At 45.0% G+C, this 16,568-nt stretch carries 9 protein-coding genes; all 9 read left to right on the forward strand.

The window, feature by feature from the left end; all coding sequences use genetic code 11:
- Positions 1–185 precede the first annotated feature (185 nt).
- The 9 genes from BMZ72_RS18185 (at position 186) to BMZ72_RS18225 (ending at position 16,550) form a co-directional block, all read left to right on the forward strand.
- Positions 186–1,433: an efflux RND transporter periplasmic adaptor subunit gene (locus BMZ72_RS18185; RefSeq protein ID WP_089810843.1), complete on the forward strand. Its 1,248-nt coding sequence runs from the start codon at positions 186–188 to the stop codon at positions 1,431–1,433.
- A gap of 94 nt (positions 1,434–1,527) precedes the next feature.
- Positions 1,528–3,927, forward strand: a complete 2,400-nt coding sequence (locus BMZ72_RS18190) for an ABC transporter permease (RefSeq protein WP_177222831.1) — start codon at positions 1,528–1,530, stop codon at positions 3,925–3,927.
- A 38-nt stretch (positions 3,928–3,965) separates the two neighbouring features.
- Positions 3,966–4,655 (forward strand): ABC transporter ATP-binding protein, encoded by a 690-nt coding sequence (locus BMZ72_RS18195; RefSeq protein WP_012788630.1) that lies wholly within the window; start codon positions 3,966–3,968, stop codon positions 4,653–4,655.
- Between the two features lie 46 nt (positions 4,656–4,701).
- Positions 4,702–7,059 (forward strand): ABC transporter permease, encoded by a 2,358-nt coding sequence (locus BMZ72_RS18200; protein WP_089810847.1) that lies wholly within the window; start codon positions 4,702–4,704, stop codon positions 7,057–7,059.
- Positions 7,060–7,080: 21 nt separating this feature from the next.
- Positions 7,081–9,471, forward strand: coding sequence for an ABC transporter permease (locus BMZ72_RS18205; protein WP_089810850.1), 2,391 nt, complete (start codon positions 7,081–7,083; stop codon positions 9,469–9,471).
- Positions 9,472–9,570: 99 nt separating this feature from the next.
- Positions 9,571–11,913, forward strand: a complete 2,343-nt coding sequence (locus tag BMZ72_RS18210; protein ID WP_089810851.1) for an ABC transporter permease — start codon at positions 9,571–9,573, stop codon at positions 11,911–11,913.
- Positions 11,914–11,944: 31 nt separating this feature from the next.
- The gene (locus tag BMZ72_RS18215) at positions 11,945–14,356 is read left to right on the forward strand and encodes an ABC transporter permease (RefSeq protein ID WP_089810853.1); all 2,412 of its coding nucleotides are present in this window, start codon (positions 11,945–11,947) and stop codon (positions 14,354–14,356) included.
- A 3-nt stretch (positions 14,357–14,359) separates the two neighbouring features.
- Positions 14,360–15,022 carry an ABC transporter ATP-binding protein gene (locus tag BMZ72_RS18220; RefSeq protein ID WP_012788635.1) on the forward strand — a complete coding sequence of 221 codons (663 nt, stop codon included), beginning with the start codon at positions 14,360–14,362 and terminating at the stop codon, positions 15,020–15,022.
- Between the two features lie 169 nt (positions 15,023–15,191).
- A complete protein-coding gene (locus BMZ72_RS18225; protein ID WP_177222832.1) occupies positions 15,192–16,550 on the forward strand; it encodes a TolC family protein in 1,359 nt (452 codons plus the stop codon).
- Positions 16,551–16,568: the final 18 nt, after the last annotated feature.

Here is a 16,568-nt window from a genome sequence, read left to right on the forward strand (position 1 = left end):
TATAAAAAGATTTCGGTTTTTAGAGGCTGTCTGCCCGTATAACAGGAATTGTCCGGAAATGGACGTCTGGTGTACGCTTCAGGACGATCATTGGCAGGGCTTATCCTCTGAAATTCGCTACTGTATTGTGTTTCGGGCTTTGGCATGACCGTTGCCTTATTCGGTCAGGAAAGTAAGTATCACCTATGGACAGAAAATTAGAAAAGAAGTACTGGTCTAAAAAGAGAATCGCCCTTATCAGCGGAGGCGCTGTAGTAGCGATGTTACTTCTGTACAATCTCATATTTGCCGATCATCGTTCCAAGCTGAACGTAGAGAAAGATAAGATCACTATTTCTACCGTAAGCAAAGGCACCTTTGATCAATATATAGCAGTTACCGCTGTTGTGTTGCCACTTAAAACAATTCGCCTCGATGCTATCGTAGGCGGTTATGTCAGTCAGAAATACCTGGAAGGGGGGAGCATGGTTAAAAAAGGCGACAGTATCCTGCGCCTGGAAAACCAGAACCTGATGATGGACTTTGTGAACCATGAGACGGAGATCTACCGTCTGATCAACGAACTCCAGAATACCCGCCAGACCCTGAAGCAGAACCGTTTTACCATGCAGCAGACCGTGGCCAACCTGGATTTCCAGATCGAACAGGCTAAAGACCTGTACGACCGTACCAAACAACTGGTAGACGAGAAGATCGTTTCCCGCCAGGAGTTTGTGAAGAATAAGCTTGATTATGAGCGTCTTGTGAAGCAGCGCCAGATAGAAGTTGAAAGCCAGCGCTTCCAGGAAGAAAACGCTAAAATACAGATAGACCGCCTTGAGTCAACGATCCTGCGTACCCAGCGTAACCTCCAGATGATGAAGGACAACCTGAGCAACCTGGTGTTGAGAGCGCCTATTGACGGACAATTATCTTCCGTGGACGCTGAGGTAGGAGGTAGTATCACTGCTGGTCAGAATATCGGTCAGATCGATGACCTGGACGGTTTCAAGATGCGTGCAGAAGTGGATGAGCATTATATCTCCAGGGTATTCCCCGGTCTGAAATCCACTTTTGAGTTCAATAGTAAAACCTATGTATTATCTATCATCAAAGTATATCCTGAGGTGAAAAACGGCCGTTTCAATGTCGATATGAAATTCGAAAAGGAAATGCCGGAAGGTATCCGCCGCGGACAATCTTCTCCTATCCGTCTGGAATTAGGTAAGTCATCCTCCGCGTTGTTGCTGCCGGTAGGTGGTTTCTTCTCCGACACCGGTGGTAACTGGGTATACGTAGTGGACAAAGCGGGAAACAGGGCGGTGAAACGTAATATTTCCCTGGGGCAGAAAAACCCACAGTATTTTGAAATACTGGAAGGTTTGCAGGAAGGTGAGCAGGTAATTACTTCTTCGTATGAAAATTTCGGAGACAAAGAGGTTTTAGTATTTTAATACGGCAGTCACAGTTGTTTTAGTTCTGGTGCCAGCCTCTGCAAGTCCGCAGAGGTGGTATCCCGAACAGCTCACCTGAAAACTATATATGCAGATGATCAGCACTTACATCACCATTGCATTAAGACATCTTGCGAAACGCAAACTGTTTTCGTTTATCAATATTGCAGGACTCGCCATTGGCATTACGTTCTCTTTGCTCATTACCGTATACATATGGGAGGAGAAACAAGTCAACCGCGACCTGAACAATCTTCCCCAGCAGTATTTTATGCAATCTGCCTGGAAGGCTGATAACATGTACATGCCGCTGATCACTCCTGTGATGCTGGCGAAGGGGCTGCATGATCAATACCCTTCACTGGTGGCTGATTATTATCGCACATTCCCCTGTTCTGCCAATGCTACCTACAAAGACAGGCATTTCAGGGTGGGACTCCAGCCGGGCGATACGACTATCGTATCCAATTTCGGACTGACCATGCTGTATGGTGATCCTAACCGTGCTTTCCGTGATAATAATTCTGTTGTGATCACGGAAGAAACAGCTATGAAGTTCTTTGGCAAGGCGAATGCACTTGATGAAGTGCTGACGATAGACACAAGGCAGGATGGTAAGAAAAACTACACTGTTACGGGTATATTGAAGCGTGAGACAAGAGAGAATAGCGTGACGACCATCAATGGGTTTAAGAATGACATCTTTATGCCGATGCAGAGTGTCGACTACTTTTTAGGTAAAGATGCTGACAAAGACTGGAACAATGTGAGCATGGCGTCTTACATTCAACTGAAGCCAGGCGTAACGGCTGCACAGCTGGATGGCCCTATCCGCAAACTGATTGCCATGAACTGCAACCAGCAGCTGAAAGACAATATGAGTATTCAGCTGGTCGGACTGGACACCTTCTACCTCGATACCAACAACGGTCTGGTAAGAAAGATGATCTACATACTGGCCATCATTGCAGCTTTTGTATTGCTGATGGCTGTGATCAACTATGTGAATATCAGTGTAGGTACTTCTACATATCGCCTGAAAGAGATCGGGCTGCGTAAAGTGTTTGGCGGCAGACGTCAGCAACTGGTCGCACAATTCCTTGCTGAATCAATCGTACTAACCGGTATATCGGCCTTTCTGTCCATTGCTTTCTATGAACTGCTCCGTCCTGTATTCGGGCAGATCCTGAACAAAACGTTACCCCATGTATGGTCTTTCTCCGGAATGATGGTATTGTTTTATCTGGTGCTGGTGCTGGCTGTCGGACTGATAGCAGGTATTTATCCTGCTTTTGTACTTACTGCCAACAATCTGCTGAAAGTACTGAAGGGAAAGATATCAGTAGGAAAAGGGGAGCTTGTTTTCCGAAAAGCTTCCCTTGTTCTACAGTTCTCCATCGCGATACTGGTATTTGTATGTACACTTTATATTTCCCGCCAGATCAACTATTTCTTCAACAGGGATCTGGGATACAATAAAGAGCAGCTGCTGGTTATTTCTTCTGTGCCCCGTCAATGGGATAGCGCAGGACTGAAACGCCTGGAGCTGTTAAGAGATGAAGTAATGCAGAAGACTGGCGTGATCAGCGCTACAATTTCTTACGAAGTGCCTGATGGTATGAATGGTGGTAGTGTACCCTTCCTGCCGGAAGGCGCTGCCAGCGATGCGGCGGTCAATCTGGAAAGACTTATTACAGACGGAAACTATGCTACTACTTTCGGCTTAAAGTTGGTCGCCGGCCGCTTCTTTACAGATCATGACAGTCAGCAGGACGTAGTGATCAACGAGACTGCCGTAAAAGCATTGCACCTGACACAGGGTGTTGGTCAGGAAGTACGTATCGCTGGTAATGATACAAGACTGACCGTAAGGGGTATCGTAAAAGACTTTCACTTCTTTAACATGGGACAGAAGATCGCGCCAATGATCTTCTTTACCCAGCAGGCTATTCCGACGTATCGTTTTCTGAGCATCAAACTGAGGACGGCTGATATCAGGAAGAGTATTGCCGGTATTGAATCAACCTTCAAATCCCGATATAACGATTCTCCATTTGATTACTTCTTTATGGACGAAAAGTTTCAGGCAATGTACTTCAGTGAAACCCGCCTGAAAAAGGCTGCTGATGTTGCTACCGGATTAAACTTTGTGATTATCTTACTGGGAGCTGCCGGTGTGGTGGCCTTCAGTCTGACCCGTCGTGCGAAGGAAGTTGGCGTGAGAAAAGTGCTGGGTGCAAATACGCGTAGTATCATCTATCTGTTTCTGAAGGAATATACCACTGTTATTATCATGGCTAATTTCATTGCCTGGCCGCTTGCCTATTTCCTGGCCAGTAAATGGCTGGATGGATATGCCTACCGCACCAGTATGAGTGTGACGCCGTTTATCGTGGCAGGTGGTATTACTTTTAGTTTAACCTATATTCTGATCGCATTACAAAGTTTCCGCACGGCAAATGCCAATCCTACCGGATTGCTGAGACATGAATAATAAAACCCTCATTCTAAAATTTTTAATAAACCGAAGTCATGATACGTACAGTCAATCTTCAAAAGATTTTTACAACAGAAGAAATTGAGACTTCTGCATTGAATGGCATTAACATGGAAGTAAAGGATGGTGAATTCGTTGCTATCATGGGGCCTTCTGGTTGTGGTAAATCCACTTTGCTGAATATTCTTGGTCTGCTGGATAACCCCAGTGGTGGAGAATATCATTTCTGGGATCATGAAGTAGCGCGTATGAGCGAACGTCAGCGTGCACAGCTCAGAAAGGGTTCTATTGGTTTCGTATTCCAGAGTTTCAATCTCATCGACGAACTGACTGTATTTGAAAACGTAGAGTTACCGCTTCTGTACCTGAAAGTACCTGCCAGTGAGCGAAAAGAGAAAGTGGAGAAAGTATTGGAGCGTATGAATATCATGCACCGTCGTAATCACTTCCCGCAGCAGTTATCCGGTGGTCAGCAACAGCGTGTGGCGATTGCCCGTGCCGTAGTAGCTAATCCGAAGATGATCCTGGCGGATGAGCCTACCGGTAACCTGGATTCTACCAATGGTGAGGAAGTAATGAAATTGTTACAGGAACTGAATGAGGCCGGTACGACCATGATCATGGTAACGCACAGCCCTTATGATGCTGGTTTTGCACACCGTGTTGTTAACCTGTTTGACGGTCGTGTAGTGACTGAAAATATCAAGGAACAGTTCCACGTATAATAGGCTTGTCTGATATCCCCTTTACTTACTATTTAAACTGACTCATATGCTTAACAACTATCTGAGAGTGGGCTGGCGCAATCTCTGGCGCTACAAAATGTACAGTAGTATCAATATTGGCGGTCTGGCGCTCGGATTGGCATTGGGCATTCTGCTACTCGTATGGGTACAGGATGAGTTAAGCTATGATAAGTTCCATGAAAAAGGACCTAACCTGTATAAGGCATCGGTTACGTTCACTTCAGGTAGCGATGTGCAGACCTGGGGAGAGATGCCTGCGCCACTTGCCCTGCATGCCGTAAAAAGAATAGCGGGTGTGCAGCAGGCCGTGCGTATCGCTCCGAACTGGGGAACTATCTCCAAATTCAACTATAACAATAAGGATATCCATGACGTTAAGGTGGCTTTTGTGGAGCCTTCCTTTTTTACCCTGTTCACGTTTCCTATGTGGAAGGGCGATAATAACAAGCCCTTTGCTGACAACTCATCACTGGTTATTACGCGTAGTGCTGCGAGAAAATATTTTGGTACTGAAGACGCTGTAGGAAAGGTGATTGCGGGTGATAAAGACCAATATGTGGTGAGCGGTGTAATGAAGGATTTTCCGACACAATCCACTATTCAGTATGAGTTCCTTATGCCTTATGGTATCCTGCAGCAAAAGTTTACCAAAGGAAAATACTGGAATTCGATGGATGAGGATTGGGGTGATTTCGTTTTCACTACATACTTTTTACTGGCGCCGGGTACATCAGTAGCAAAAGTCAGTAAAGAACTGGCGCTGCTGCGTCCTGATGCAAAGCCGGATCCCAATGTAAGATACAATCTTCAGCCTTTGTATGACATGCACCTGTATAACGCGGATCTGTCAGAAGGAACGATTAAGATCGTCAGAATATTCCTGATCATTGCGGTAGTAATACTATTGATCGCCTGTGTAAACTATGTGAATCTATCAACAGCAAGAGCTATGCAGCGTGCAGCTGAAGTGGGTGTACGTAAACTCATCGGCGCTACCAGAAGACAGCTGTTTGTACAGTTTGTAGTAGAGTCGGTATTGGTGTTTATCTTATCGCTTGTGCTGGCTATCGTGCTCATTTTATTACTCATACCGTTCTATAATCATCTCACCGGCAAACAGCTTTCTTTCAGCCTGCAGAACTTCCAGATGATACTAGCCATCGGAGCTGCTATGTTGCTGACGCTGATTGTAGCGGGTATTTATCCGGCAGTATTGCTGTCATCCTTTAACCCCTTAAAGACATTAAAAGGCGGACTGACATTATCCGGTGGGAATATCAGTTTCCGCAGGGTACTGGTAGTAGTACAGTTTCTGATCGCCACGGTGCTTATTGTAAGTACGATCGTTGTTGGTCAGCAGTTACGCTACATAAAAAATAAGGCGATCGGCTATGATAAGGAGAATGTATTCATGTTCGATGGTGGCGCTATGTATAGCCATATGCAAACAGCCCTGCAGGAGTTGAATACTGCTCCCGGCGTTGTTGTAGCTGCAAATGCCAATACCAGGCTGACGTCTATTGACAACAGTACCGGTGACACGGAATGGGACGGTAAAAGTGAAAAAGAATCGATGATAGCGCATACTATCAGCGGAGATAAAAACTTTATGGAGATGATGAAACTCCAGTTTATTGCCGGACAAAACTTCACCAATTCAAAGGCTGATTCCAATCATTATATCATCAATGAAACCGCTGCCAAAATGATGGGTATGAAAGCCCCTGTAGGTAAACGTTTCAAGCTCTGGAGTTTCGATGGTACTATTGTCGGTGTGGTAAAAGATTTTCACTATGCGTCTATGCATGAAAAGATAGGACCTGTCGTATTCTATTACAGGGCGGAGAACAATATCGTATATGTGAAAACAAAACCTGGTCAGGCACAACAGGCCATTACTTCGGCACAGCAATTATACAAAAGGTATAATGCAAGCGCCCCTTTCAACTACGCATTTATTGATAATAATCTGGATAACCTGTATAAGATGGACAGACGTACCGGTAATCTGTTCGACTACTTTGCGGGTGTCGCGATCTTCATCAGTTGTCTTGGATTGTTTGGTCTTGCCACTTTTGCTACAGGACAACGCGTAAAAGAGATCGGCGTGAGAAAGGTATTGGGCGCGTCTGTTACCAATATCGTTGCACTGCTGACCAGCGACTTTCTGAAGATAATATTGATCTCTATCCTATTGGCTATCCCTGCCGCCTGGTATATCATGAACAGGTGGCTGGAGGACTATGCATACCGCATCAGTATCAGCTGGTGGGTATTTGCCATAGCTGGTTTGCTTGCTGTAGCTGTAGCCCTGCTGACTGTTAGTTTCCAGGCCATAAAAGCAGCATTAAGAAATCCTGTACGCTCATTAAGAACTGAATAGTCCACTTTATAAAACGGGGTTATGTTAAAGAATTATCTCAAAATCGCCTGGAGGAATATCAGAAAGCAAAAGTTCTATTCCTTCATTAACATACTGGGGCTGACAATAGGGATGACCTGTTGCTTCCTGATCTTTATCTATGTGCGGTTCGAACTGAGTTATGATAAATTTCATGAAAAGAAAGAAAACATCTACAGGGTTGTCACGGATGTAAAGACGCCGACCGAGGTGATCGAAGCAGATATTACTTCTGCACCGATGGGGCCGAATCTGAAAGCTGACTACCCTGAAGTAAAATCTGCTGTGCGGGTCTACTTCACACAAATGCTGGTAAATGTCGGAGACAATAAATACCAGGAAGATAAACTGGCTCTTCCAGATTCTACTTTCTTTGAGGTATTTACCTTTCCATTGGTGAGCGGTAATCCTAAGACCGCATTGAATGAACCTTTCAGTGTGGTGCTGACGGAAAGTAAAGCGAAGAAGTATTTCGGATCGACTAATGTGATCGGGAAGACAATTCAGACAGGGGGTGGGAAAAATACGCTGAAAGTGACAGGTGTGATGAAAGACGTACCAGAGAATTCGCAGATGCCTTTTGATATGCTGTTCTCTCTATCAACTTATAAGGCACTTGGTGTTGATCTGGAGCGTTCATGGGGGAATTTCGGCGCTACGACATATCTCCTGCTGGAAAAAGGTGCAGATGCTGCAAAGCTGGAAAAGAAGCTGCCTGCGTTTATGGAGCGTCATATAGGTGAGCAGATGAAGAAGAATAACATGCACTATACGCTGCACCTGGAACGCTTTGAGGATGTATATATGCATTCGAAACGAACAGGTGCTACGCTTGCTCATGGTAGTATTACGAATGTTTATATTTTTTCTTTTGTCGCTCTGTTCATTATGTTGATTGCTGTGATCAATTTTGTTAACCTGGCTACTGCAAGAGCCACAGAAAGAGCGAGAGAAGTAGGTGTGCGTAAAGCTGTTGGTGCATATGAGTCACAACTCACTTTACAGTTTCTGAGTGAAACCATGATGTTAAGTCTGTTTGCATTCTTTTTGTCCGCTATATTATGTCAGCTGTTATTGCCTTCGTTTAATCTGCTGGCAGGAAAAGAAATTGCTGTTAATATATTCAAAACAGGTATTGTAGGACTGTTTCTGCTGATGGCTATTTTAATAGGGCTGGTGGCCGGTATTTATCCTGCGCTGGTATTATCATCTTATAAGCCTGTTGTGGTATTGAAGGGTGCTTTCAGCAGCAGCAATAAAGGCCTATTCCTGAGAAGGAGTCTGGTGGTTTTGCAGTTCGTGATTACAATCGTGCTGATTGCCGGTGTGATCATTGTCTATAACCAATTGCGTTATATGCAGTCACGTGATCTCGGTTTTAAGAAGGACCAGCAACTGGTGGTGAATTTCGACGTAGATGATATGAAGGTTAAATGGGTGGATATTAAGCAACAGGTAGCTAGTTTACCTGGTGTAATGGGATGTACCTTTTCTTCTTCGATACCCAGTGCATTTCATAATTCTGCGTACAGCAATATGGAGCTGAAGAGCGGCGATATGCAGGCGAGCAATATCAACCTTTATTTTGTGGATTATGATTTTATAAAACAATATGGCATTAAGGTAATAGCCGGGCGTGCGTTCTCGGAGGCGATGGGTACTGACAGCACGCAGGCGATGATTGTAAATGAGGCAACAGTTGCATCTCTTGGATATAGTAAGCCGGAAGAAATCATAGGCAGAAAATTCAATCAGTGGGGACGGGACGGAAAGGTCATTGGTGTTGTTAAGAATTTCAACTATCACTCGTTGAAAGATGAAGTGGCTCCACTGACGATGCGAATTGAGCCCGGCGGATTCGCACCGATGACCATTACTGTTAACTCTGTCAATCTGAAAAAAGTGCTTGCAGGTGTAGAGGCCGTTTATAACAGATATGCCCCGGAGGGCCGGTTTGATTATTATTTCGTTGATGAGGCATTTGATAAGCAATATAGAGCTGAGCATCGTTTTGGCCGTCTGGTGCTGACATTTACAGTACTGGCTATTTTCCTTGCCACTTTAGGTTTGTTAGGCCTTATTTCCTATATCGTGATCCAGCGTACCAAAGAGATCGGTATCCGTAAAGTATTGGGGGCTTCTGTGGGCAGCATTTTGTTCCTGTTGTCCAGCGACTTCCTGAAACTGGTGGTGATTGCTCTGCTGGTGGCTACGCCAATGGCCTGGTACCTGATGTATCAATGGCTGAAAGATTTTGCATACCGTGTAGATATTCAATGGTGGGTGTTTGTGTTGTCCGGCGGTCTTGCAGTCATCCTTGCATTGATCACCGTATATGTGCAGACTGTAAAAACAGCGCTGACAAGTCCGGTGAAATCATTGCGAACCGAATAAGTTTCTTTAGTAGTTACGTTTAAATATGACAAGTGAAATGTACCATGGGCAGGTCTCTACCAGCCCATAATTTTCTTTCATGCAATTAAAAAGGGTACTATGGTAAAGAGTTATATAAAAATAGCCTGGAGGAATTTGTGGCGAAACCGCACATTTTCCGCGATCAATATAGCCGGTCTGACCGTTGGGATGGCCGTGAGTTTTACATTATTACTATACGTCCTGTTTCAGTTCAGTTATGACGGGTTTCATGACCATGGTAAAGATATCTATCATCTTAAATTAGGCGCAGATGGCGGGCCTAATACACCCGTGCCACTGGGGCCATTTGTGGAGAAGAATATACCGGAAGTGAAAGCCGTTGTGCGGGCTACCTATCTCACACCTCATTTATTGAAGGTAGGAGATAAGTCGGTTAAGCAGCAGGGTATTTTTACTGACCCCGGTTTCCTGGATGTATTTACTTTCCCATTGGTGAAGGGGCAGGGTACATTGAAAGATGAAAATGTCATCGTTCTTACAGAAAGTACCGCCCGTAAATTATTTGGTGATGCAGACCCGATCGGACAGATCGTCAATTTTGATATTACACATCCGCTGGTTGTACAGGGTGTTGTAAAGGACCCTCCTAAGAACTCTACTATCCGATTTGCTTATCTGTTAAGCTGGAAGTTGTGCTTGCAGATGATGCCATGGGTAGGTGAGGAAGAGTGGGGTAACTTCGGTATCAACACGTTTGTGCAGTTAAATCCGGCATCTGATGCTGTGATGGCAGGACGTAAAATTAGGAATCTTCTCCATGAGCAATCTAAGGGAATACCTGAAACGACCTATCTCATCATGCATCCGATGAGCGAATGGAAATTATACTCAGAGATAAAAGATGGTAAAGTAATCGGTGGTGAGATCAGTGCTGTACGTCTGTTTGCCTTGCTGGCATTGGGTATTTTGCTGATCGCGTGTGTGAACTTTATGAACCTTAGCACCGCGCAGAGTGAAAGAAGAGCCAAAGAAGTGGGTGTAAGGAAAGCGATTGGGGCTAACAAGCGTACCCTGATCGGACAGTTCATGTATGAGTCCATGATGCTGGTGTTTATTTCTCTGGTACTGGCGTTGGTATTGATGTGGATCATCCTTCCCCGTTTTAATGCATTAACAGATAGTTCGCTGCAATTATCACTGGCGCCTGCTTATTTCTGGCTTGCTATAATATTGCTGGCTGTTGTAACCGGCTTTGTTGCGGGTAGTTATCCGGCTTTTGTATTGTCTTCTTTCAAGCCTATAAAGGTGTTAAAAGGCGGATTAGTAGAAGTAAAGGGCAGCTTTAAGTCAAGACAGTCGCTGGTCGTATTTCAGTTTACGTTGGCCATTGTGTTGATCCTGGTGACGATCGTTATTTACAGACAAATAGATTTTATCCGCAATCGTCCTTTGGGCTATGATACAAAAGGATTGGTAGATGTAGAGCTGGAAGGGAAAGTATATGATAATTATGATGCTTTCAGACAGGAAGCTATTGCATCAGGTGCTGCTGTTAATGGCAGTATCATGATGAGTTCCATTGCACAGATCGGAGGTAGTGTATGGGGCTTGAAATGGCCGGGACAATTGCCTGGTGAAGAGAATATCAACTTCGGTATTATCACGGCTACGGAAAACTTCATTTCCACTTTCGGTATACAATTAAAAGAAGGCCGTGATTTTCAGTCGGCGGCAGACTCTCTATCGATCATACTGAATGAGGCTGCTGTAAAGACGATGCATCTGAAAGATCCTGTACCTGGACAGCAGATCGTGTTGAATGGAGAAAAGAGGACGGTTACCGGAATCGTAAAGGATTTTGTGTGGATGAAATCTTATATGCCGGCTACGCCTGCTGTGATACCTTACAATCCTTCCTGGAGAGGTATGCTGACTATTAAGCTGAATCCGGCATTATCAGTTAGTGATGGAATCGCACGTCTGGAAAAAGTATATCACAGGTTAAACCCCGATTACCCATTTGAATATGCTTTTGTAGATGCGACTTATGAGCGTAAATATGCCTATGAGAAATTGCTGGGTGTGATGATCAATGTTTTTGCCACACTGGCGATCGTGATCAGTTGTATGGGCTTGCTGGGATTATCTGTTTTTGCAGCTGCGCGCAGGAGAAAAGAGATCGGTATCCGTAAGGTAATGGGAGCAGGTGTGGCACAGGTCACCATGCTATTATCCAAAGACTTTCTGAAACCGGTATTGATAGCCATTGTGATCGCTTCACCGGTGGCCTCTTATATTATGATAAAATGGTTGCAACAGTATACCTATCGTATTTCACTGGAATGGTGGATGTATGCGCTGGCTGGCATTACGGCTATTGCGATCGCATTGATGACGGTAAGTATTCAATCTGTCAGGGCGGCATTGATGAACCCTGTGAAGGCATTACGTTCGGAATAACATCAGCCAACTGTGTTAAATCAAAAAACAGATGATTAGAAACTACATCAGGATAGCATGGCGGAACCTTCAACGAAATAAGGTGTTTGCTTTTATCAATATCGGCGGTATGACGGTAGCTATTTGTGTTGCCTTATTACTGTGTATTGCGGCTTATCATGAATGGTCGTTTGATCAGTTCCATGCCAACAGGTCCTCATTGTATGAAGTGTACATGGAAGAGTCTTTGCCCAACGGTAAAACGGTTGTAGGAGCTAATCACCCTGCGCCGCTAATGGCGGCATTACAGCAGGAATGCCCTTCCATTAAACAGGCAACCCGATATCAGTCCAGTAAAAGAAGTGTAACCTACAATGGCAAAACCTTGTCCAGGGTGATCGGTTTTGCAGATACCTCATTTTTACAAATGTTCAGTTTCCCTGTACGGAGCGGCAGTATTAATGCGTTGCGACACAGAGATCAGGTGCTGATATCTGAAGAAACCGCGAAGAATATCTTTGGTAATGAAGATCCGTTAAATAAGATCATAGAAGTAAAACTCGGACAGCTGCAGAAGAGCTATACAGTAGGCGGGGTGATCGCTAATGTACCGGGGAATTCCAGTATTGATTTTGACATGCTTGTCAACTTTTCTTCCTTGCTGGAATGGTATGGCAATGAAAGCTCCTGGTCCTACAGTTCTTATTTCACTTTTCTGCAGGTAAAGGAAAATACGCCTGTTCCGCTGGTGCTGAAGCAGATGCAGGGGCTGGTGAGCAAGTATATGTCGGAGAAGTTGCAGGGGATGCAGCGGGATGGTGTACAGCCGGGTAAAGACGGACAGTTGTTAAGATATGGGCTGATTCCGGTGGGAGATATTCATTTTGACAGGCGAAGTGAATTTGCGGGCATAGGCAATTTTTACCCATGGTTACTCGTCATCATATCAGTGATGGTCCTGACGATTGCTGCCGGGAATTTTATCAATCTTTCTATGGGCCGTTCATTTACGCGGGCAGGAGAGATAGGTATGCGAAAAGCGCTGGGGGCGAAGAGGATGCAATTGATAGCACAGTTCTGGAGCGAGTCTTTCATCCTGTGCGGGATCTCTTTGTTTGTCGGTATTGTCCTGGCTTCTTTTGTACTACCGCAGTTTAATGAGCTGTTCAGGTATCATTTTCAGATGTCCTCTATATTTGGAAACATCCGTATTCTTAGTGGTATTGTTGCCGGTTTTCTGCTGATCACAGTACTGGCAGGCGGCTATCCTGCCTGGATGATCTCCCGGTTTAAAATGCTGGAGGTGCTGAAAGGTAAACTGAGCCTGGGAAGGAAGAGCGTTTTCAGGAATGTGCTGATCATCACGCAGTTCTCAATAGCGGTATTGCTGATCAGCTGTACGATCATTCTCTGGCAGCAGTTAACCTATTTGAGGTCCAAGCCGCTGGGTTATAATGAACATGAGGTGATCAGTATCCCTGTTAATTCAAGCTTATTGCAGCAGGGGTATGCGCTGTCCAGGTTGCGGACCTCTTTGGCAGGTGACCCGCATATTGTGTCTGTCACCGGATCGAATACTAATATGGGAGACGGGTTGGATGGTGGCCGGAATAGTGCAACCTATGGCTTTGATTATAAAGGAAAAGGGGTGAAATGTAACTGGTCGATGGTGGAATATGATTATCTTCAGACATTGGGGCTGCAACTGATAGCGGGGCGTGACTTCTCCCGTGAATTTTCAACAGATTCGAGTGCCGTGATCATCAATGAGCTGATGGCGAAAGAACTGGGAGAGAAGGACCCTATAGGGGCTGAAATGGAGGTAACAGGGAAGTTTCACGTGGTGGGTGTTGTAAAGAATTTTAACTTTCATTCCCTGAAAGAGGAGACCGGTCCGATGACTATCCAGCTGATTCCCGGAATGAAACCAATGTATATTTTTGTGCGTGTAATGCCGGCAGACCTGCCCCTGGCGATGGAGAAAGTGAAGCAAGCCTGGCATACCATTGACCCTGACGGCGAATTTGAAGGCTCTTTCCTGGATGAAAATATTGACAGAATGTACAGATCGGAAGCCAGACTGGCGAAGATCAGTATAAGCGGCGCGGTGGTAGCTATTGTTATCTCCTGCCTCGGTCTTTTTGCGATAGCGGTACTTGTCATTGCGCAACGTAACAAGGAAATAGGCGTACGCAAGGTACTGGGTGCTTCCGTATCGGGCATTGTGACCCTGATAGCAAAAGATTTCCTGCAGCTGGTACTGGTCGCTATTCTTATCGCTACGCCTGTAGCCTGGTACCTGATGCGGGCATGGTTACAGGATTTTGCCTATCATATTGATGTAAAATGGTGGGTATTCCTGCTGGCAGGGATTGCGGCCATCGTGATCGCATTTTTCACGATAAGTTTTCAGTCGGTAAAAGCAGCTTTAATGAACCCGGTTAAATCACTAAAAACAGAATAACCAATGATACAATTAAGACATATCTCCAAGTATTATCCCGTTGGATTTGGTAAGAATGAAATATTAAAAGATATTGATCTCAGAATTTTCGAAGGAGAGTTTGTATCTATAATGGGCCCTTCCGGTTCTGGTAAATCCACCCTGTTACATATAATGGGCTTGCTGGAAGAACCTAATCAGGGTGAATACCTGTTTGACGGAGAACCGGTGCATAAGATGAATGAGAAGAAACGTACCCAGCTGCACCGGGGCGCCATAGGATTCGTTTTCCAGGCTTATCACCTGATCGATGAGCTGACGGTATATGAAAACATTGAGACACCATTGCTATATAAGAATGTTCCCGCTGCTGAACGCAAGAGCCGTGTGGCCGATATCCTGGATCGTTTCAATATAGTAGCTAAAAAAGACCTTTTTCCCAGTCAGTTGTCCGGCGGACAGCAACAGCTGGTCGGTATAGCACGTGCGCTGGTAGGTGAGCCTAAAGTGATCCTGGCTGACGAACCAACCGGTAACCTGCATTCTGATCAGGCGAAAGAGATCATGGAGTTGTTCAAGCAACTGAATGAGAAAGATAAGATTACGATAGTACAGGTAACGCACTCCGAAGTTAATGCAGGTTATGGTCACAGGATCATACAGATCCGTGACGGGAAAATCGCATAAATCAATATAGGCCATTCCCGACGTCAGGTAATCTTATCAAGCAGTTGCGCACCAGCGTAGATCCTGATAAGATGTCCATCGTCGGGAATTGTTTATCTGCAAGTATTTTACGCCCTTCATAAAGAATTTATTTATGTTATCATCACAATTATTATATTTTTGGAATGTCATGAAAATATCCAAAATCCCGGGATTTCTCCTGGCGCTGTGCATTTTGTTTGCTAACTCTGCGGCCCTGAAGGCGCAGGACACCTGGACACTGCAACGCTCTGTAGATTATGCGCTTCAGAACAATATATCTATCAAGCAGCAGGATGTACAGAAACGATATGCGGCACTGACGCTTAAACAAAGTCAGTTGTCGCAGGTCCCCACCATTGGAGCCGGTGTGCAGGCGCAGATGGGTTCTGGTCGTAATATTGACCCATATACAAACGTTTATGTCACTCAATCTTATTTCAACATTGGTGGAGGATTGAATGCCAATGTTGATATTTTCAACTGGTTTTACAAACGTAATCTGATCGCCGCCAATAAATATGAGGTGCAGGCACAGGACCGTTTCCTGGAAAAGGCAAGGAATGATGTTGCATTTAATATCGCCAGCACTTTCCTGCAGCTACTCATGAATATTGAGCAGGTGCATGTCAGCGAGTTGCAGGTAAAGTTGACAACGTCTCAGTTGGACAATACCAAGAAGCTGGTTGTTGCGGGTTCTGTTCCAGAGAGTAATCAGGCTGACCTGGAAACGAAGCTGGCGAGTGATAGCGTAACACTGATCACGGCTCAGAACAACGTGATCATGTCTACCTTGCAGATGAAAGCGTACCTGAACCTGAGCTTTGACCAATCATATGTACCGCAGATACCGGAAAATATTGCAGAAATAAAGTTGCCAAGACTGGATGAAGTAGATCCGGAGATGGTATACAGTTCTTCTCAAATGACCAACCCTTTGATAAAAGGACATGACATGAGGATCAAATCCCTGCAACGCGCTTACGCGGCACAGAAAGGTTTATTATATCCCAGTCTCTCCGCCAATGGTGCGCTGAATACCAGTTTTACCAATGTGGCAAAAGATGGGGCAACCGGGAAAACGATCAATTTTAATGAGCAGGTGAATAACAACTTCCGTCAGTCCGCAGGCCTGAGTCTGAATATCCCGATCCTGAGCGGATGGCAGCAACGTACGGCTGTACAGCGGGCGAAACTGGACATTACCAATCAGCAGCTGACAAAGGAGCAGGACCTGCAAACATTGCGTTCGGATATTTATACCGCCCATGCCAACGCGGTAGCCGCGATTCAGAAATTCTCCGCATCCAGCAAGGGTGTTGATGCCTCCCAGCGTGCGTATGATTTTGCGACAAAACGGTACAACCTGGGTTTAATGAATACTATTGACTATATTACCACACAAACTAACCTGTTTAAAGCGCAGATCGATAAAGTATCGGCGCAGTATGAATACATATTTAGACTGAAACTACTGGAGTTTTACAGGGATCAAAAGATCTCCCTGTAGCGGCTCCCTCCCTTTTGA

The organism is Chitinophaga sp. YR627, from assembly GCF_900114995.1.
Classification (GTDB): Bacteria; Bacteroidota; Bacteroidia; order Chitinophagales; family Chitinophagaceae; genus Chitinophaga.

Bases quoted from the DNA above. Each gene is read 5' to 3' on its own strand.
- BMZ72_RS18185 (WP_089810843.1), top strand. From the start codon at position 186: ATGGACAGAAAATTAGAAAAGAAGTACTGGTCTAAAAAGAGAATCGCC.
- BMZ72_RS18190 (WP_177222831.1), top strand. From the start codon at position 1,528: ATGATCAGCACTTACATCACCATTGCATTAAGACATCTTGCGAAACGC.
- BMZ72_RS18195 (WP_012788630.1), top strand. From the start codon at position 3,966: ATGATACGTACAGTCAATCTTCAAAAGATTTTTACAACAGAAGAAATT.
- BMZ72_RS18200 (WP_089810847.1), top strand. From the start codon at position 4,702: ATGCTTAACAACTATCTGAGAGTGGGCTGGCGCAATCTCTGGCGCTAC.
- BMZ72_RS18205 (WP_089810850.1), top strand. From the start codon at position 7,081: ATGTTAAAGAATTATCTCAAAATCGCCTGGAGGAATATCAGAAAGCAA.
- BMZ72_RS18210 (WP_089810851.1), top strand. From the start codon at position 9,571: ATGGTAAAGAGTTATATAAAAATAGCCTGGAGGAATTTGTGGCGAAAC.
- BMZ72_RS18215 (WP_089810853.1), top strand. From the start codon at position 11,945: ATGATTAGAAACTACATCAGGATAGCATGGCGGAACCTTCAACGAAAT.
- BMZ72_RS18220 (WP_012788635.1), top strand. From the start codon at position 14,360: ATGATACAATTAAGACATATCTCCAAGTATTATCCCGTTGGATTTGGT.
- BMZ72_RS18225 (WP_177222832.1), top strand. From the start codon at position 15,192: ATGAAAATATCCAAAATCCCGGGATTTCTCCTGGCGCTGTGCATTTTG.